At 59.2% G+C, this 18820-nt stretch carries 16 protein-coding genes and 3 pseudogenes; 10 read left to right on the plus strand and 9 right to left on the minus strand.

All coding sequences use genetic code 11. The features are described 5' to 3' along the window. Positions 1 to 19: 19 nt before the first annotated feature. On the minus strand, positions 20 to 901 hold the full coding sequence (gene istB / locus AC1Q6Z_RS32620) for an IS21-like element helper ATPase IstB (protein ID WP_492650414.1): 882 nt from the start codon (positions 899 to 901) through the stop codon (positions 20 to 22). Further along, positions 898 to 2160: an IS21 family transposase gene (istA, locus tag AC1Q6Z_RS32625; protein WP_492650415.1), complete on the minus strand. Its 1263-nt coding sequence runs from the start codon at positions 2158 to 2160 to the stop codon at positions 898 to 900. Before istA ends, istB begins: the two co-directional genes overlap by 4 nt. A gap of 175 nt (positions 2161 to 2335) precedes the next feature. On the opposite strand from istA, the pseudogene AC1Q6Z_RS32630 reads away from it, so the two are divergent. The 3 pseudogenes from AC1Q6Z_RS32630 to AC1Q6Z_RS32640 all read left to right on the plus strand — a co-directional run. Beyond that, a pseudogene (locus AC1Q6Z_RS32630) lies at positions 2336 to 2529 on the plus strand (transposase); the annotation flags it as partial. A gap of 73 nt (positions 2530 to 2602) precedes the next feature. Continuing rightward, a pseudogene (locus tag AC1Q6Z_RS32635) lies at positions 2603 to 2827 on the plus strand (transposase); the annotation flags it as partial. A gap of 32 nt (positions 2828 to 2859) precedes the next feature. After that, positions 2860 to 3147, plus strand: a pseudogene (locus tag AC1Q6Z_RS32640) (integrase core domain-containing protein); the annotation flags it as partial. 162 nt (positions 3148 to 3309) lie between these two features. Here the strand turns inward: AC1Q6Z_RS32640 and gorA are convergent. The 6 genes from gorA to AC1Q6Z_RS32670 all read right to left on the minus strand — a co-directional run bounded on the left by gorA (position 3310) and on the right by AC1Q6Z_RS32670 (position 11071). Further along, positions 3310 to 4692, minus strand: coding sequence for a glutathione-disulfide reductase (gene gorA / locus AC1Q6Z_RS32645; protein WP_036588664.1), 1383 nt, complete (start codon positions 4690 to 4692; stop codon positions 3310 to 3312). 85 nt (positions 4693 to 4777) lie between these two features. Beyond that, on the minus strand, positions 4778 to 6436 hold the full coding sequence (locus AC1Q6Z_RS32650; RefSeq protein WP_077548353.1) for a GMC family oxidoreductase: 1659 nt from the start codon (positions 6434 to 6436) through the stop codon (positions 4778 to 4780). Between the two features lie 76 nt (positions 6437 to 6512). Next, positions 6513 to 7463: a carbohydrate ABC transporter permease gene (locus tag AC1Q6Z_RS32655; RefSeq protein WP_077548352.1), complete on the minus strand. Its 951-nt coding sequence runs from the start codon at positions 7461 to 7463 to the stop codon at positions 6513 to 6515. Positions 7464 to 7465: 2 nt separating this feature from the next. Continuing rightward, positions 7466 to 8338, minus strand: a complete 873-nt coding sequence (locus AC1Q6Z_RS32660) for a carbohydrate ABC transporter permease (RefSeq protein WP_036588662.1) — start codon at positions 8336 to 8338, stop codon at positions 7466 to 7468. Positions 8339 to 8393: 55 nt separating this feature from the next. Further along, positions 8394 to 9737: an ABC transporter substrate-binding protein gene (locus AC1Q6Z_RS32665; protein ID WP_077548351.1), complete on the minus strand. Its 1344-nt coding sequence runs from the start codon at positions 9735 to 9737 to the stop codon at positions 8394 to 8396. 215 nt (positions 9738 to 9952) lie between these two features. After that, the gene (locus AC1Q6Z_RS32670) at positions 9953 to 11071 is read right to left on the minus strand and encodes an ABC transporter ATP-binding protein (protein ID WP_051517875.1); all 1119 of its coding nucleotides are present in this window, start codon (positions 11069 to 11071) and stop codon (positions 9953 to 9955) included. Between the two features lie 247 nt (positions 11072 to 11318). On the opposite strand from AC1Q6Z_RS32670, the gene AC1Q6Z_RS32675 reads away from it, so the two are divergent. From AC1Q6Z_RS32675 to AC1Q6Z_RS32705, 7 genes are all read left to right on the plus strand, one after another. Then, entirely contained in the window at positions 11319 to 12536 is a 1218-nt protein-coding gene (locus AC1Q6Z_RS32675; RefSeq protein ID WP_036588661.1) for a CaiB/BaiF CoA transferase family protein, read from the plus strand. 253 nt (positions 12537 to 12789) lie between these two features. Then, positions 12790 to 14244 carry an FAD-binding oxidoreductase gene (locus tag AC1Q6Z_RS32680; protein WP_036588744.1) on the plus strand — a complete coding sequence of 485 codons (1455 nt, stop codon included), beginning with the start codon at positions 12790 to 12792 and terminating at the stop codon, positions 14242 to 14244. Further along, positions 14241 to 15389, plus strand: coding sequence for an FAD-binding protein (locus tag AC1Q6Z_RS32685; protein WP_492650416.1), 1149 nt, complete (start codon positions 14241 to 14243; stop codon positions 15387 to 15389). Before AC1Q6Z_RS32680 ends, AC1Q6Z_RS32685 begins: the two co-directional genes overlap by 4 nt. 1 nt (position 15390) lies before the next feature. After that, a complete protein-coding gene (gene glcF, locus AC1Q6Z_RS32690) occupies positions 15391 to 16668 on the plus strand; it encodes a glycolate oxidase subunit GlcF (protein WP_077548349.1) in 1278 nt (425 codons plus the stop codon). Positions 16669 to 16987: 319 nt separating this feature from the next. Beyond that, positions 16988 to 17146 (plus strand): hypothetical protein, encoded by a 159-nt coding sequence (locus tag AC1Q6Z_RS32695; protein ID WP_413037882.1) that lies wholly within the window; start codon positions 16988 to 16990, stop codon positions 17144 to 17146. A 114-nt stretch (positions 17147 to 17260) separates the two neighbouring features. After that, positions 17261 to 17461: a hypothetical protein gene (locus tag AC1Q6Z_RS32700; RefSeq protein ID WP_413037881.1), complete on the plus strand. Its 201-nt coding sequence runs from the start codon at positions 17261 to 17263 to the stop codon at positions 17459 to 17461. A 170-nt stretch (positions 17462 to 17631) separates the two neighbouring features. Beyond that, positions 17632 to 18063 carry a GlcG/HbpS family heme-binding protein gene (locus AC1Q6Z_RS32705; RefSeq protein WP_036588654.1) on the plus strand — a complete coding sequence of 144 codons (432 nt, stop codon included), beginning with the start codon at positions 17632 to 17634 and terminating at the stop codon, positions 18061 to 18063. A 493-nt stretch (positions 18064 to 18556) separates the two neighbouring features. Here the strand turns inward: AC1Q6Z_RS32705 and AC1Q6Z_RS32710 are convergent, their stop codons facing one another. Continuing rightward, positions 18557 to 18715 carry a hypothetical protein gene (locus tag AC1Q6Z_RS32710; protein WP_155269259.1) on the minus strand — a complete coding sequence of 53 codons (159 nt, stop codon included), beginning with the start codon at positions 18713 to 18715 and terminating at the stop codon, positions 18557 to 18559. Between the last annotated feature and the right edge of the window lie 105 nt (positions 18716 to 18820).

Genomic DNA, 18820 nt, shown 5'->3' on the forward strand with positions numbered 1-18820 from the left:
ACACTCGAAATGCTCCAGATCACACTCGACATCTTCCTCGCAAGAAAACGCCTCGCGAGTCCAACATGAACACTCCCTTAGGCGGAGGGGTGAAGGCTGGAGGAGTGATCAGCGCCTTCGAGCGGACATGCTCCGGCATGAGCTCGGCATGCTGACGCAATCGATAGCTTGATCCCTCGATTTGTACGACAACGGCATGGTGCAGAAGCCTGTCGAGCAGCGCAGTGGCAACGACCGGGTCGCCGAAGACATCGCCCCATTCGGCAAAGCCACGATTTGAGGTGAGGATCATTGCGCCACGTTCGTAGCGGGCGTTGACGAGTTGGAAGAACAGATTGCCGCCGCCGGCGATGACCGGCAGATAACCGATTTCGTCGACGATCAGCAGGCTTGGCCTGCAGAAGAAGCGGATGCGCTCCTGCAGTCGACCTTCTCGTTCGGCTCGTGCGAGCGCGGCGATCAGATCGGCGAGCGTCGTGAAGTAGACGCTCTTTCCGGCCTTGACGGTTTCGACGCCGAGAGCGGTGGCCAAGTGGCTTTTGCCCGTTCCCGGTGGGCCGAGGAAATGCACAGCCTCACACCGCTCGATGAAGCCGAGCTGTGCGAGGGTGAAGATCCGATCCTTGTCGAGCGATGGCTGGAAGGAGAAGTCGAAGCCGGCCAGCGTCTTGATCGTCGCAAGCCGCCCCATCCGCAGCGCGGTCTTGATGCGGCTATTCTCGCGCAAGGTCAGCTCCTCGGAGAGCAGGATGTCGATCGCTTCCAATGCCGAGAGTTCGCCATGCTCGAGGCGCCGAACAACATGATCGAGAGCCTCGAGCGCCCGGGGCATCTTCAGGCCGACGAGATCGTGGCGAATGCGATCGATCATTGAGGATGCGGTATCGAGGGCGGCGCTCATGGGCGGTTCTCCCGTGCCATGGCTTTGCCGACGGCGTCATAAAAGGCCAGCGACCGATGAGTCACTCTGTCGCCAGCGCCCTGGAGAACGACGCTGCTGTCCGTCGTCGGTGGCCGCGAACGCTGGGAGGCCATGCTTCGACGATGATCGGGGTGGACGCGTCGTTGCTTGCGCCCCTCCAGAACAGGGTGGACGGCGATCAGCGTGCCGTTCTCGAAGATGCGGACCTCGTCCGCGAGCGAATGGACTTCGACCATCCGGCTGCGGGTCGCGTCGGGAACACTGTAGGCATTGCCGCCGACGCTGACCATGCCTTCGCGCGAGATCCGGCGCTCCAACTTCAGAACCGAGCGGAAAGCGGCGAGCGGAAGCGGGCGCAAATGCGGCCGTTCTTCGGCGAAGGCCTCATTGACGACGCGTAAGGTGGTGGCATGCTTGCGCGGATTGGCGATGCTGTCCAACCAGTGTCGCAGTTGAGCGTTGAGGTCGTCGAGGTTGCGGAACGAGCGCGCCAGGAAGAAGTCTTCACGAATATAGCGAAACGGTCTTTCGACCTTGCCCTTCGTCTTGGCCCGATAGGGACGGCATGCCCTCGGATGAAAGCCGTAGTGACGCGCGAGATCAACAAGCGCACGGTTATAGACAATACCCTCTGTCTCGCCTTCGCCGATGACCGCGGTCTTCATGCGATCGTAAAGGATCTCGCGCGGAACGCCCCCAATCGCCTCGAACGCGGCGACGTGGCAACGCAGCACCGTCGGCAGGTTCTGATGCATGACGAAGCGCGCCCAGATGAGGCGGCTGTAGCCCAGCACCATGGAAAACAACCAGACGATCCTCGGCGTCGTCGGTTCGTCGGTGAAGACGACATGAAACTGGGCAAAATCGACCTGCGCCTGCTCACCCGGCGGTGTCTCGAAGCGAACCTCAAATCCTTGTTCGCTCGGCGGCCGGATGTCGCGCAAGAAGTCGGTCAGCGCCGTATAGCCGCCGGAATAGCCGAGATCCCTGATCTCGCGGAAAAGCCGCCGCGCTGTCAGGCCGGGATAGGTCTGCACGCGTTCGCGAAGATAGGCCGCGAACGGGTCGATCACCGTCGCTCTCGGCTTGCGCGGTCCATAGACCGGAGCCTCCAGCCCGCGCTCGATGTACTTACGCACCGTCTTGCGATCGATACCAGCTTGCCTGGCGATCGCCGACACCGACAGACCTTGCCGATGTAGATCCAGGATCATCATCATCTCCCTCAGCTTGATCACCGAAATCCCCCTTCCGACCATCGGAAGCAGTATCGGTGATGACATGTGACCGATCTTCCGGGGCGCGCCCCGGAAGACCGGTCACGGCGCAAACTGGGGAAGATTCAAACGGCACATTTGGGGAGTATTGTTCCGGTATCGACAACTGATCATCTCGGACGCTTGCCGCGGCCTAGTGGAAAGCGTCGCCGACTATCTGTCCGAGGCGCGCTGGCAGCGCTGCATGGTGCATTTTACCGGAACGTGTTCAGCCACGTGTCAAAGACCAAGGTGCGTGAAATCAGCCATATGCTCAAGGCGATCCATGCCCAGGAAAGCCGAGAAGCAGCGCAGGAGAAGGCTGCCATGATCATCGAGGACCTACGCCGGCAAAAGCTCGGGAAAGCGGCCGAGTTAATGGAGGCGCATATCGATGAGCCCCTGACTTTCTACCTTCCCCGACAGCCATTGGCTCAAGATCAGGACCAACAATCCGCTGAAGCGGATCATGAAAGAAATCCGACGGCGCACCCGCGTCGTGGGGGCATTCCCGGACGGGCAGAGCTGCCTGAACCTGGCGGCCGCCCGGCTGAGGCATATTGCCGGCAGTCAGTGGTCGACGCGCAAATATATGAACATGGATCCGCTCTACGCGGAGCAGACCTCAACCCACGGAGCCGTCGCTTAAGAAAAAGTGCGAAAGGTTCTGGACACTACCGCCGCCGCTTCCGTATCCTCGCCGTCGTCGACGACTGCAGACTGCACGAGGGAATGCCTGGCGCTACCGGTCGATACGTGGTTGTCCGGCATGCGGGTTGCCCGCGAGTTGGACAGGCTCGTCGCCGAACGCGGCCGGCCGAGGATGATCGTCAGCTATGGCAGCGAGCTCACCTTGAACGCCATCCTCGCCTGGGCGGATCAGAACCGCGTCGAATCGTCGAATGGCACTACATCGCTCCGGGCAAGCCGATGCAGAACGGCTTCATCGAGAGCTTCATGTATAGATGGCCCCGCAGGCGCAAGCGTTTTAAGACATATCGCGTTCGGCGGGTGCGTTCATGTATTCGGCCTATTCATGCGATCGTTACATAGTCGTTGCCCTGATGGAGATCGTGTCTGCTCAGCCGCATTTAGGTAACGCCAGAGGAATCCGATTTGCTACAAAATGCGTTAACGAACGCAGCGCCTGGTGGCCGTCCGCATCGTGACAAGTTCTTCCGCCGCAGTTGGATGAAGAGCCATCGTTGCATCGAAGTCCTCCTTTACGGCTTTCATTCTTATCGCAATCGCAACTGCCTGGATGATCTCCGCAGCGCCAGATCCGACAATATGGCAGCCGACGACCCTCCCGGAATCGGCATCCACGACGAGTTTCATCATCATTCGTTCGGAGCTGTGGGAGAGGGCAACCTTCATCGGCCGGAAATCCGTTTTGTAGATGTCCACCCTTTCAAACCGGGCACAGGCTTGTGCCTCCGATAGTCCAACTGATCCGACTTCCGGACGCGAGAAAACCGCAGTCGGGATATCCGTATAGTCGACCTGCGTGGGACGCTTGCCAAATACCGAATCTGCAAAGGCCTGCGCTTCGCGCACGGCTACAGGGGTAAGGTTGACGCGATTTGTCACGTCGCCGACCGCATAGATATGGGGCACATTCGTCTGCGAGTTCTCGTTGACCGCGACGCCGCCGCTGTCAGCACTTAGCGCAACGCCAGATTTCTGGAGATTTAGGCCTTGAGTGTTGGGCTTTCGTCCGATCGCAAACATGACTTGGTCGGCGACGAGCTGTTCAGCGTTTGAAAGACTAGCTTTCAATACGCCACTGCTTTCGTCCATCCTGTCGACTCTTTTGATCCGGCAGTCAGTGACAATCCTAATCTCCTGCTGCTCCAGAGCATCCCGAACATGTGTCCTTATGTCTTGATCGAAACCGCGCAGGATGTTGTCGCTCCGACAAACCAAAGTCACTTTCGAACCGAGACCGGCAAATATGCATGCGAACTCAACCGCGATGTAGCCTCCTCCTTGAATTATGATCCGTCTCGGCAATTCACGAAGCTCAAAGACCTTATCTGAGGAGATGACATGCTCGAGGCCTGGTAAAACTTCCCCATGGTTGGGCGTGCTGCCTGTGGCAATCAATATATTACGAGCGCGCACAGTTTCCCCATTGGAAAGACGCAAGGTGCGCGCATCCTGAAACGTCGCGCGCTCTTTTACCAGGCGCGCTCCCGACTTTTCAATCGCCGACGTATATGCGGCTTCGAGACGGGAGACTTCCCTGTCTCTATTTCCCGTCAATACTCCCCAATCGAATTTCGCTGGGGGAATCGACCATCCGAAGCCCGCCGCGTTCCCGATCTCTTTCTGGAAATCTGAAGCATAAACCATAAGCTTTTTGGGCACGCAGCCACGGATGACGCAGGTCCCGCCAACCCGATCTCCTTCAGCAACAATGACCTTGGCCCCATAGCTAGCAGCAACCCGCGCCGCGCGGACCCCGCCTGAACCACCACCAATTACTGCCAGATCAACATCAAAATCAGCCATCGTACCCTGCGAGTTCAAAAGCTACGAAAACGGTTTGGGCGCTTTCGCACCGTTACAGCGTTCCGCGGACGGTAAACGGAGGCTTTCAGGAGGAGGGCGGGCGGCGCCCATGCGCGTCATGCGCAAGCATCTGCCCAGCGATCGGGTACTCAGGCGAAAAGCTTTCACCGTGAATAAGTTCGTCAGCGATTTTCTCGGCCATCGCCATAATGGGCAGGTTTGTATTGCCGCTTAGAAGCGTTGGCATCACCGAACCGTCGACGACCCGCAGACCATCAAGACCGCGGACTTTCATGCTCGGGTCCACGACCGATGCATCATCAGCACCCATGCGACAGGTCCCAACGGGATGATATACCGTCTCGGCCCGCGCTCGCACGAAAGTCTCCAGCGAGGAGAGATTGCCAAAGGCTTCCGCATCGATCGGGCGTTTTACGAAGTTCTTGAGTGGTCCGCACATCATCATATCGCACATATCGCGCACGCCATCTCTCAGACTCGCGAGGTCCGCATGCTCGGACCCAAGACGCGGGTCGATTGCTGGTGGAATGGCGGGGTCCCCGCTTCGCAATCTCACCGTACCGCGACTTTGTGGCCTGAGCTGACATACGCGAACAGCGAAGCCGTGAGCGATACGCTCGCCGGGCGGCGGATTGCGGAGAACGTTAGCAAAGTGCGCCTGCCACTCCGGCAACGGCGACGATCGGTCGGGGCCCCAAAACGCCCCCGCCTCCACGGCCTGTGAAGCGGCCGGCCCATCGCCTTTGAGAATGTATCGAGCACCGGCCATCCCGCCTTTCAGGAGGCCCATATAGGGGGTCAACGTCGTCGGCTGCGATGCCTCGAAGCGAACCGCGCAGTCGAGATGGTCCTGAAGATTCTCTCCCACACCCGGGAGGTGGTGAACCGGTTTAATGCCGAGAGACCGCATATGATCAGCAGGCCCGATACCCGACAACATCAAAAGCTGCGGCGAACCGATTGCGCCTGCCGTCAGCAGAACTTCTCGATCACAGTTGATTGTCCTCTCGCGGCCATTCTGAACCACGATCACGCCACTGGCAGAACCTCCTTCAACGTTGATGCGACGAACATGACAATTTGGCAGAATGGTGAGGTTTGGGCGTCCCTTGGCGCGTTCTAAGTACTTGAATGCGCCGGACCGCTTTCCATGTGCTATCGTAAGTTCGTAGAAGCCCGCGCCTATCTGCGACGACCCGTTGAATCCATTGTTCTCAGGCAAACCTGCAGCGACGAGACTGTCGACAAACGCCTGCGTGGTCGAGCGCCGTGGCCCGAAGGAAAGCTTGATGGGTCCGCTGTGCCCGCGCGTTCCATTATCAGGCTGAACAACCAGGCTAGCATCCTCAATCCTGCGCAAATAGGGGAGCATTGCGGAAAAGCTCCACTTAGGCATGCCCCGAGACGCCCACGAATCGTAGTCCCAAGGGTTGCAGCGGATCGCGATCATCGAATTGATTGATGACGACCCTCCAATAACCCTCCCCCTGGGAATATAGATCCGGCGATTGTCAAGATGTCGCTGCGGCTCAGTCCAAAAGCGCCAGTTGTACCGATCGCTCGTATAGAGGATCCTGATTCCGGCGGGCATATCGACAAACAGCGACTTCCCTCCGCCCGCCTCGATCAGCAAAACGCTCACATTGGCGTCTTCACTCAGGCGGGTGGCTAAAACACACCCGGCGGAACCTGCACCAATGATAATATAGTCGTAACTCGACATGGACCTTCTCCGGTCGGTGATGTTTTTCAAACGCAAGTCAAAAAGGCGGCCGATCTTCCGCCTTTACTTGACGGGATCATCCCTTCACCGCACCCGCCGACAACCCGGCGACGAAATACCGATAGCAGAAGATGAATATTAAGAACAAAGGTAGAGCTATCAGCGAGGCGCCAGCCAAGACTTCACCCCACCGCAAATCATGGGCGCCGAGCAACGATTCCAGAGCGACGGGAAGCGTCTTTCTCTGGTCGCTCATAATAAGTATCAGCGCGAACACATAGTCGGCCCAAGAAAGGAGGAAGGAGAAGATGGCGACAGTGATGAGCCCGGGAGCGGACAGCGGCAAGACGACCTTGATGAACGCTTCGAATTGAGAGCAGCCGTCAACCATCGCGGCCTCCTCAAGGTCGAACGGCATTGACTTAAAGAACCCCCAGAGCAACCAGACCGCTAGCGGCAGTGAAATTGCAAGATGTGCGATCAACAGCCCCCACAGTGTGTCGGTGAGGCCGATTGTGCGGAAAGTTGCCGCCATCGGGATCGCCAGCATGAGGGGTGGGAACATGTAGGCAAAAAGCATCGATGCCACGAGCATAGTCTTGCCCCGAAAACGCAGCCGGGTGGCGCCATAAGCGACAAATGCCGACAGCATGAGGGAGACGGTAATCGTCGCAACCGCCATTAGAGCGCTATTCAGAAAATTGACGACATAGTTCGTCTGCCGGAATAGGGAAATGTATGACGTCAGGTCCGGTGGCCAGAATACCAGAGATGTGTCGAGGAAAAGTCGTTCCGAAGGCCTCAGGCTTGAAATTATCATCCAGTATATCGGAAAGAACGAATACAGGCAGATAACGAGTACTGTTACATAGAGTGCAACTTTTCCTGACAGCCTTTTAAATAGTCTCCAGAAGGTGCTGTCCTGAACCCTGCTCCCGTGTTGCAGCGACGATTTCGGACGAATCGGCTCGCGCTCTGGTATCTGCGGGCGGGAATCAATGGGCAATCGCTCTACATGGCTATTCATTGTTATCTCCCTTGCTTTGCATCGTCGATGGGGAATAGGCGCAGATAGATGAGAATGACGCCTGAGAGAATAAGGAAGGAGATCGTTGCCACAGCGGCGCCCCCGCCCAGATTGTACTCCAGAAACGACTTCCTATAGGCCAAGGTAGGCAAGGTCTCTGTCTGGTTCAGCGGCCCGCCTTTCGTCAAAAGCCATATCACATCGAACTTGTTGAACATCCAGATGCCGCGCAGAAGGATGACCACGATCAGAACCGAGCGTAAGCCCGGTATCGTGATGTGCCAGAATTGCCGCCAGGCTCCCGCGCCATCGACGCGCGCGGCTTCATAAAGTTGCGTTGGGATCGTCTGCAAACCGGCAAGAACACAGGTTACGACAAAAGGTGTCCACAACCACACGCTAACGAGGACGATTGTGCCTTTGGCCGTGAACGCATGAGAACTCCAATCGAGCATTCCGACACCGATGGATGCGAGAGCGCTCTTGAGCAATCCGTAATTTGGCTCGAGAATCCATTGGGCTACCAGGCAGGCGACAACGGTCGGCAGGAAGTACGGAAGAATGGCGATCGCGCGTACAACCGTCTGGCCAAGAAAGCGCTTGTTAAGCACCATCGCTATGCCGACGCCCAGAACAACCTGCAGGACAATTGACGTAATCGCGATTGTGAGGCCGTTCGTCAACGAATTCCAGAAAAGAGGATCTCGCAATACCTTGCTGTAGTTGCTCAGGCCGGCCCACTGAGGTTCGCCGATAAACGAACTTGCCGAATAGAATGATAGCATAACCGCGTAAATTAACGGGGCGCCAATAATAATTGCAAGCAGTGATATACTGCCTATAAACAACGTAACAATTCGCCGGTCCTGAACCATAAGAATCATCCTTTGGACGAACGATCGGGGCGGCAGAGACCACCCCGATCTGCAATTAGATGAGGGAGCGAATGCGTTGCGCGGCCGCGGCGACGCAATCAGCAGACGAGGTGTTGCCGAGGACTTTCTGCTGGAGCATCTCCGGCATGACATTTGCGTTGAACACGTTACAAGCACGCATGTCGATGGAAGGGCCGCTGGTGTCAATCGCCGTGATGGTAACGCCGTCCCCCTCGATGAAGGACTTCATCTGCATCATCGTTTCCCAATGCTTCTTGATCATGGGATGGCTCTTCCACCGCTCATTTTCGTAGATATCCAAGCGAGACGGATGGTTGTTCATCCATGCGGAAAGCAACCAATCCACGTAGTGCTCGTCAGCGAACCACTGTAGGAATTTGACTGCCTCCTCGCTCTGCTTCGTCTTGAAGACGCAGAAGCCGTCAAAGGCATAGGAAAGCGCCTTCTGACCGCTGCTGCTGGGCGAGGCAAAGATGCCGTACTGATCTGCCAGCGCAGGATTTGTTGCCTCGAGGGATTCGACCAGGCGGCCTGAATAGAGCGTGTGAGCAGCCTTTCCGGTGGTGAAGAGACTCATTAGTTGAGCGTAGCCGACGGCGTTCATGCCGGGCGGCATGGTCTTATACAGCTCGCCATAAAGATCCAAAAAGCGCGTGGCACGATCGAGATTCTCGCCTTGGTCGAGAACGACATTCCAGTCTTTGTCAAAAAGCTGTGTGCCTTCCGCGAACATATTTCCAAAGCTCGCCCAATTCGTCGCGGAGTCGCTTGCCAGCGGTATGACGCAGCCGCCAACATCAACATTTCCACTATTATTGACGGTAAGCGCCTCGCAGTTCTTCAAGAAATCGCCCGACGTCTCCGGGACCTTCAGACCCTTCTGGGCGTAGAGGTCTTTCCTGTAGTAATTTACGACCAGATTGTAATCGAATGGATAGTACCAGTTCTCACCCTCATACTCCCAGGCAGCGCCTTTGCCCCAGTCGTACTTTTTTACCAGGTCGGTGACCGGCAGAAGAACGCCCGCCTGAACGAACTGCAAAATACCCGCAATGAAGCCGGCAGTGTAAATATCGTATGACTGGCCAGCATTGATCGCCGCCATCGCTTTTTGCGTCGTACCGCTGATGGGAGTCGAATCTACAATTATTCTGACGCCGAATTTGCTTTCGTATTCGTCGCACGCCTTTTTAAGGGCAGCCTGACTGGCGACCGAAGTTTCTTGGTTGAGAAAACGAAGCGTGACGCCGGACTGGGCTCGCACGGCGGGCGCCGCCACGCTCGCTCCGACGACGGCCGCTGTTCCTAGAAAGTTACGGCGGGTCATGCCCGACAGGCCCGCCGCCATTCTTTTGTGACCTGGAATGTAGATGCTCATTTCATGCTCCTCCCATGTTAAGACGTCAGTTCAAGCCAAATTGACAAGAATTAATTCGCCCGTATCGAGTATAGTGGTGAATTTCTTCCTTTATGGCGCATCCAGAGATGCTTTCGTCAGCACGCGATACAGAGCATCCGTTGAAGTCGAATTCCGCGACCCACGGTCCAGGGGCGCAGTATCTCAATCTGACCCGGCGATCTCGCAGGGGTGGATCACGCACTTTCCTTCGCTCTGATTTTGCCACCCGTTTCCGCTATCCGGAGCGACGCACCGCTCGCGGACTCGAACAGGTGAAGCCGCTCACTCGGGAGGGCGATCGGGATTCTGTCACCGGCGCGGATTTCGTCGCGGCGCTCGACGACGGCACGCATCTTATGGCCGGCCAGCGTGCCCATGAGATAAGTCTGCGCTCCGATCTGCTCGACCAAGCTTACGCTCATCTCAAGCGGGGAATCGTTGGAGATGACGAGGTGCTCGGGCCGGATTCCAAGCGTCACGCTTTGTCCGTACTTGGCGAAGGTTTTATCTGGTATGCCTACCGATAGGTCTCCGGATCGCACTTCGAGCCGTCCGCTAGCGTCGACCAAATGCCCGTCGATCAGGTTCATTTCGGGCGAACCAATAAACCCAGCGACGAACGTGTTTGCGGGACGGTCATAGAGTTCGAGAGGTCTCCCAGCCTGCTGGATCACGCCATCGCGCATGATCACGATGCGGTCCCCGAGCGTCATTGCTTCGACTTGGTCATGTGTCACGAAGATCATCGTCGCCCGGAGCCGGGCATGGAGCGTCGTGATTTCTTCGCGCATCTTCACGCGCAGTTTCGCGTCGAGATTGGACAGCGGTTCGTCCAGAAGGAAAACATCGGGGTCCCGCACGAGCGCACGCCCAAGGGCGACACGCTGCATCTGACCGCCCGAGAGCTGTCGCGGCTTGCGGTCGAGCAGGGCTTCGAGATCTAGGCTGGCCGCCGCGGCCCTCACCCGCCGGTCAATCTCCTGCTTCGCTTCACCGCGCACCCGTAGGCCGAATGCCATGTTGTCGTAGACCGACTTCTGGGGATATAGCGCATAGTTCTGAAAGACCATCGCGACGTTGCGATCTTTCGGAGGCAGTCCGGTGACATCCCTCCCGCCGATTATGATAGCGCCTGAAGTGGTGTCGTCGAGGCCGGCGATCATCCGCAGTGTCGTCGATTTTCCGCATCCGGAAGGTCCGACAAAAACAATGAGCTCGCCATCCTCTATCTCCAGGCAGAAATCCTTGACGGCCCATGGGCCCTGGTCGCCACCAAACGACTTGGAGACATTTTGGAGCGATATTCGCGCCATGCAGCGTAACCTCCCTAAACGTGATGCCCTGTTGTGGGCTTCGCAGGCCATCCCTCCCGATGACCTACTTGTAGACCAAATTGGATAGACCAATCCCGCTGCTTCGTCAATGTCCCCCTTGATAGATTTTTTATAGCACCCACAGGACGCGGGGCAAAATTATTGGATTGACCAATCTGGTATGTCCAGTTACGTTTCGCCATAGCTTCCATAGAGAGGCACGTTAATCGCAATGTGAGTGGTTGAGATGGCCGGACCGTTGAGTGGATACCAAGTTCTTGATCTATCGAGGATTCTAGCGGGCCCGTGGCTCGGGCAGCTTTTAGCCGATCTAGGGGCGACGGTCTGGAAGATCGAACGCCCCTTTACCGGCGACGACACCCGCCACTGGGGCCCACCGCATCTGGATGGAACGACCGAGAGCGCCTATTTCCTCAGCGCCAATCGCGGTAAGCATTCGATTTGCGTAGACATCGCCACGCAAGCCGGCGCTGACATCGTTCGATCTCTGGTCAAGAAGGCCGACGTTCTTATCGAGAACTACAAGGTCGGCGACATGAAGCGGTATGGGCTGGATTTTGAAACGCTCCGCCTCATCAAGCCGGACATAGTGTACTGCTCCATCACGGGATACGGCCAGACCGGCCCGATGAAGACCGTGGCCGGATACGACATGGCCATCCAAGCCATATCCGGGCTGATGAGCATCACGGGCGAGGCCGACGACAAACCCGGCGGCGGGCCCCAGAAGGTCGGCGTCCCAATTTCCGATCTCCTCACCGGAATGTACAGCGCAACGGGCGTGCTGTCGGCCTTACTGCATCGCGAGCGGACGGGCGAGGGCCAGCATATCGACATGGCGCTTCTCGATGTCCAGCTTGCCGCTCTGGCGAACCAGAATCTGAACTACCTGACCACCGGGAAACCGCCGCGGCGATATGGAAATGCTCATCCGAACATCGTGCCCTATCAGGTGTTCAGGTCGAGCAACGGGTCATTCGTCCTCGCGGTGGGGAACGACCAGCAGTTCAGGAAATTCTGCATGGCGTCCGGGCTGCAAGTCCTCTGCGATGACCCCCGTTTCACCACCAACACGGATCGCCTGGCGAACCGCGACGCTCTGGTCTCTATCCTGACCGAGCATCTTACCCAGGAAACGACGGAGTACTGGATCGCCCTTCTCGAACCCATCGGCGTACCATGCGCGTCGATCAACCGGCTCGACCAGGCATTCGCGCATCCGCAGGTCATCCATCGCCAATTGCAGATCAACCTTCCCCACACCACGGGCAAGACGGTGCCGCTCGTGGCCAATCCGATCAAATTCTCGCAAACGGAAATCGAGTATTCCATCAGTCCCCCGATGCTTGGGGAGCATACGAAGCACATCCTCAATTCAATCCTCGACATCGGCGATGATGAAATATCGCGGCTTGAGAAGGACAAGATTATCTATTGCGGATGACACAGGGCGGGCTGCGCGCCCTCGGTTGCGGTTGTCAGGCGTTCGACGTGCCAAGACTATCGCTGGCGAGCCGCCGCAGCGAGATATCGCGCTTCTCCTTCGCCCAGCGGATCTCCCGCGTGGAGCCCGGTAAACAGCTGCGATGCTCATAGGTCGCCTCATCGCGAGCCTGCGCATCTTTTGTGCCTCGATGAAGGCGGGTGCGAAGGAGCGTCTCGTTCTTCGATGCTTTCGATCAGACAGGTTTGAGCCAATGTCCAGAATTGCCATGCCCGCTCCCGACGCTGCGATCATCGCCCGCAAGCCCGAAATCGTCGCGGCGTTGAGGGCCGTCCTTCCCGCGGACGCGATCGTCTCGGACCCCGAGGAAACCCGCGCATATGAGTGCGACGCGCTGACCGCCTACCGATGTCCGCCGCTCGCCGTGGTTCTACCGTGCACTACCGAGCAGGTGGCGGCGGCGATGAAGATTTGCCACGATCTGCGTGTTCCGGTTATCCCGCGCGGTGCCGGCACGTCGCTGGCAGGCGGAGCGCTTCCGACTGCCGATAGCGTGGTCATCGGCACCATGCGGCTGCGGGCCGTTCTCGAGATAGATACCGCAAACCGTTTCATCAGGGTTCAGACGGGCGTCACCAACCTTTCCGTCAGCGCGGAGCTGGAGGCGGAAGGGTTTTTCTACGCACCGGACCCGTCGTCGCAGCTTGCGTGCACGATCGCCGGGAATATCGGGATGAATTCCGGCGGCGCCCACTGCCTGAAATACGGCGTCACCACGAACAACCTTCTCGGCGTCCGCATGGTGCTTGCCACCGGAGAGATCGTCCAGCTTGGCGGTCCCCATCTCGGCATGGCGGGTCTGGACATCCTGGGGCTTATCTGCGGCTCCGAAGGGCAACTCGCGATCGTGACCGAAGCGACGTTGCGCATCCTGCCGCGCCCCGAGGGCGCACGGCCGATGCTGATTGGCTTTGACAGCGCCGAAACGGCGGGCGAATGCGTGGCCCGCATCATTCGCTCCGGCCTCCTGCCGGTGGCGATCGAGTACATGGACGATGTCTGCCTGCGTGCGGTCGAGGCCTTTGCAAAAGTGGGCTATCCCGATTGCGCCGCCGTCCTGATCGTCGAGGTCGAGGGCTCGGAAGACGAAATCGCCGATCAGATCGAGCGCATCAAGGCAATCTCATCGGAACTGAACCCCGCCGAATTCCGCAGCAGCCGCAACGCCGACGAGTCGCTGGCGATATGGAAGGGCCGCAAATCGGCCTTCGGGGCGATGGGCCGCTTAGGCGACTATCTGTGCCTCGACGGCACGGTGCCGGTTTCGAAGCTGCCCCACACCCTGAAACGGATCGGCGAGCTCTCAAAGGAACACGGGCTTGAGGTCGCCAATGTCTTTCATGCCGGCGACGGAAACATGCACCCCCTGATCTTGTTCGACGCCAACAAGCCCGGCGACCTCGAGCGAGCCGAATCCTTCGGAAGCGACATTCTTCGCTTGTGCGTGGACATGGGCGGCTGCCTCACTGGCGAACACGGCGTGGGGATCGAAAAACGCGACCTTATGACGAAGCAATATGCGCCGGACGACATGGCGATCCAGATGGAGATCAAGGGGGCGCTCGATCCTCATTGGCTGCTGAATCCGGCGAAGGTCTTCCCTCTCGAGATCAGCCAGCCTCATCGGGAGGCGGCGAAAAGGGTATGACGGAGGGGACGGAAAGCCGGGGCGCCGATGCGGCGGTTCCAGGGAGCGAAGCCGAGCTGGCGGCACTCGTCGCGGACAGCTTCCGGCAGAAGCGGAAACTCCATATTTGCGGAGGTGGCACCCAGAGCCGCGCCTCCGTTGCGGCAGATTCGGTTCTGACGACACGCGAGATTGGCGGGATCGTCGCCTACGAGCCGGGCGCACTGACCCTGATCGTACGTACGGGCGCGTCGGTCGGTGAGATCGAGCGGCTGCTGGCGACCGAGGGCCAGTCGCTAGCCTTCGAGCCGATGGATTATCGCGTGCTGCTTGCGACAGACGGCACGCCGACCATCGGCGGCATGGTCGGCGCCAACCTCTCCGGGCCAAGACGCATTCAAGCCGGCGCATGCCGCGATCACCTGCTCGGCGTCCGGTTCGTCGACGGGCAAGGCCGGATCATCAGGAATGGCGGACGGGTGATGAAGAACGTTACCGGGATGGACCTCGGGAAATTGCTCTGTGGCTCGCATGGGACGCTTGGCATCCTAACGGAGGTGGCCCTGAAAACGCTTCCTTCGGCCGAGGCCCAGAAGACTCTGGTCTTCGGCGGGCTGTCATCACGCGAGGCCGTCGCCATATTCTCGACGGCGCTGGCGACGCCTTTCGAAGTTTCCGGCGCCGCATTCTTCGACAGAACGGCATGGCTGCGCATCGAAGGACTGTCTCGTCAGGTCGAGTACCGGTGCGAGCGGCTGCAAGCCCTGTTCCGCGGCCGGGATATCGACACGCTTGAGGATGGGAAAAGCCGCCATTTGTGGCGAAACCTGAGGGACGTTCGCCACTTTGCCGACCGCTCCGATGCCGTCTGGCGCATCCTAGTCAAGCCTACCGAAGCACCCGCCACGATGGAAGCCCTCGAACGTCTGGGAGGCGAGAGCTCGCTCGATTGGGGCGCGGCGCTGATCTGGTATTGCGGGAACGCGGATTGCGCCGCCGTGCGCGCCGCAGTTCCGGAAGGGGTGGTGACGCTCGCGCGTCCCGGCCCCGGCGGTACGGGTCCCGCGTTCATAAACGAAGCCCCGGGCGCGGCGGCCCTGGCAGCGTCGCTTCGCAACGTTTTTGATCCCGCCGGGATTTTCAACCCGGGCCGGATGGGACGCTGAGATGCAGACGAACTTCACGGCAGAACAGTTGACCGACGCGACGACCAGGCGCTCGAACGAAATTCTCAGATCGTGCGTTCACTGCGGTTTTTGCACGGCCACATGCCCTACCTACAAGGTTCTTGGCGATGAACTCGACAGCCCGCGCGGACGCATTTACCTGATCAAGGATATGATGGAAAACGGCAAGGTCCCGGACAGGCAAACGGTGAAGCATATCGACCGCTGCCTTAGTTGCCTGAGTTGCATGACCACTTGCCCTTCTGGTGTGCACTATATGCATCTCGTCGATCACGCACGGGAATACATCGAGAAAAACTACAAGCGCCGGTGGGACGACCGCGCGCTACGTTGGATTCTGGGGAAAATCCTACCTTATCCCGGTCGGTTCCGTCTCGCATTGATCGGCGGGAAGCTTGCGAAGCCGTTTCGAAGGCTGCTGCCGGACGCCCGCCTAAGGGCGATGCTTGACATGGTGCCGGCCCAAATCCCCTCACCCAGTTTCAACGACCGCCCCCAGACCTTCGCCGCCGAGACCGGCAGGCAGAAGCGCGTCGCCCTGTTGACCGGCTGCGCACAGCGCGTCCTGAACACCGACATCAACGACGCCACGATCAGGCTGTTGCAACGACACGGTTGCGAGGTCGTCATTCCCAAAGGGCTGGGTTGCTGCGGTGCGCTCACGCACCATATGGGCAAGACCGATGAGAGCCACCGCATGGCGGCCGCAAACATCCGGGCGCTCGTCGCCGAACTGGATGGCGACGGCCTCGACGCCGTCGTCATCAACACGTCCGGCTGCGGAACGACCGTGAAGGACTATGGCCACATGTTCCGCGACGATCCGCTGGCGGCAGACGCCGCGCGCGTTTCGGCTCTGGCAAAGGACATCAGCGAAGTAATGAACTCTATCGGCCTCAGGGAACCGGCCCATGCCGAGCCCCTCCGGGTAGCCTATCACGCCGCATGCTCGCTTCAGCATGGGCAACAGATCCGAGCCGCGCCCAAGGATCTGTTGAAAGCAGCAGGTTTCCAAGTGGTGGAGCCGCGCGATGGTCACATCTGTTGCGGCTCCGCCGGCATCTATAATCTGATGCAGCCCGAGATTTCGTCCCAACTCAAGTCGCGCAAGATCACGACATTGGAGGCGACCGCGCCGCAGGTTATTGGCGCCGGAAACATCGGTTGCATGATGCAGATCGGATCGGGAACGGACATTCCAGTCGTTCATATCGCCGAGCTTCTAGATTGGGCGACCGGCGGGCCCAAGCCCTTATAGGGCTGGGATGCCATAACCCCCGCGAAGAGATACGCGCCTGTCGGGGCGCAATAACGGAGCTTTGACATGACGGATCGGATCGAAGTCGGCGGGCTGCAGGTCGGTCGCAGGCTCTACTCAAACGGCGCGTTGCAGGTCGATCGCAGGCTCTACCATTTCGTCAACAAGCGCGCAATGCGGCACCGGCGTCAAACCCGCGGATTTCTGGGCCGGCTTCGGCAAGCTCGTCCACGATCTCGCGCCGAAGCCTATGAGGCGTGGAGCGCCGATACCGGGCCGGAATGCGGCCTGCGGGGCCATGCGCAAGGGCATATGGGCCATGCCGGACCTGACGGCCGCCATGCTGGAGCAGAAGATCGGTCATCCGAAGGCTGGCGCGAACACCGCCTGGGTTCCGTCGCCCACCGCCGCCACGCTGCACGCCACGCACTATCACAAGGTCGACGTGAAAGCGCCGAAAGTGCTGAAGTCGCGCTAGAAGGCGAAGCTGGACGACATCCTGTCGATCCCGGTTGCCACCCGGCGCAACTGGTCGCCGGAGGACATCCAGCGCGAACTCGACAACAACGCGCAGGGCATTCTCGGCTATGTCGTGCGCTGGGTCGACCAGGGCGTCGGCTGCTCCAAGGTGCCCGACATCAACAAATTCGGCCTGATGGAGGACCGCGCGACGCTGTGCATCTCGCGCAGCATATGGCGAACTGGCTGCGACGGCATCGTCAGCGAAGCGCAGGTGACGGAGATGCCGAAGCGCACGGCCGGCGTCGTGGATCGCCAGAACGACTGCGACTGAACCGCCGCCCGATGGCACCGGATTTCGACCAGTCCATCGCCCTCCTCGCGGCAGTCGATCTGGTCATCAAGGGCCGCGCTCAGCGGAGCGGCATACCGAGCCGGTTCTGCATGCGCGCCGGCTGGAGCTGAAGGCCAAAGGGGCAGGCGATCTCGGAACAGGATAAAACAATGAAAGCCATCACGCTGCATGTCGCCAACCGCATTATCGAATCCGCGTTGGATCGAGGGCGGGAGCTCAATCTGAAGCCGCTTTCGGTCGCGGTGCTCGATGCAGGCGGTCACCTCATCGCGTTCCAGAAGCAGGATGGTTCTTCCATGCTGCGCTTCGAGATCGCCTTTGGCAAAGCCTATGGCGCCCTGGCGGTCGGCTCGGGCTCCCGCTGGCTGAACTCGGCCGCTGCCGAGCGCATTCATTTCGTACAGGCCCTGTCCGGCGTTTCCGGCGGTAAGATCGTGCCGGTTCCCGGTGGTGTCCTGATACGCGGGGAGGCGGGTGAGACCCTCGGAGCTGTTGGCATCTCCGGTGATGCATCGGCCAACGACGAAATCTGTGCTGCGCACGCTGTCGAGCAGGTGGGCCTGGTCGCGGACAAGGGCTAAAGCATTTCCAGCAAAAGCGTGAAACGGCTTTGCGTCCGGAAATGTGGCTAAAAGCGGTTCTGCCGATGAACTTTTCCAGCCGACTGGCCTCAAGTCGTCATGGCCGGCGGGCTGACCGCGCCTTGTGCTCCTTGCTTCGCGGGGTGACGAGAAAGACGCATGACCATCCTCCCAATCGACACCGCCGGCGTGTCATCGACATCGACAAACATCTGATGGCGGCGTGATCGGCGCCGCGCTGGCCCGGCGGGCATCCGTGCGGCCGAAGCCTTGATCGTGGCTGGAGTTTATGATGCAGGCTTTGCACGCTTCCGGCGGCAAAGGAGGCGCTGACCCCGTCAATCATTAGACGATCCGCGCAGTAAGGGAGGCGAAGTGATGGCAGAAGTAAGAAGGCGCTAATCTTGGCGAACAGGCAAGTGCTCGCTGAGACCGACCAAAATCGGGCTGCTTTAATCCGGTCGGTAGTTCCAGCTCTGGTCCGATACCGGCACTACCTGTAGGCGCCCGAGCTGCTCGGCAGCCAGTCGGCCGTGGCGATCTGTTCACCCGCGGGCGCATGTCGGGTTGAACCGCGAATAGACGGCGTGCCGAGATTGAAGACCTGAAAGAGAAGCCAACCGCAGACCAGCACGAGCACGACCTTGCTCAACTACGTCTTCGCTCTTGCGCTACGCGTTCAATGGGCTGACATAACCTATGTCCTGATTCGGAATCTGTCACGCAACAAGGCCGAAAGGACGAACAGACCGGGCCG

Source organism: Shinella sp. GW835-FHT14H05 (assembly GCF_058793575.1).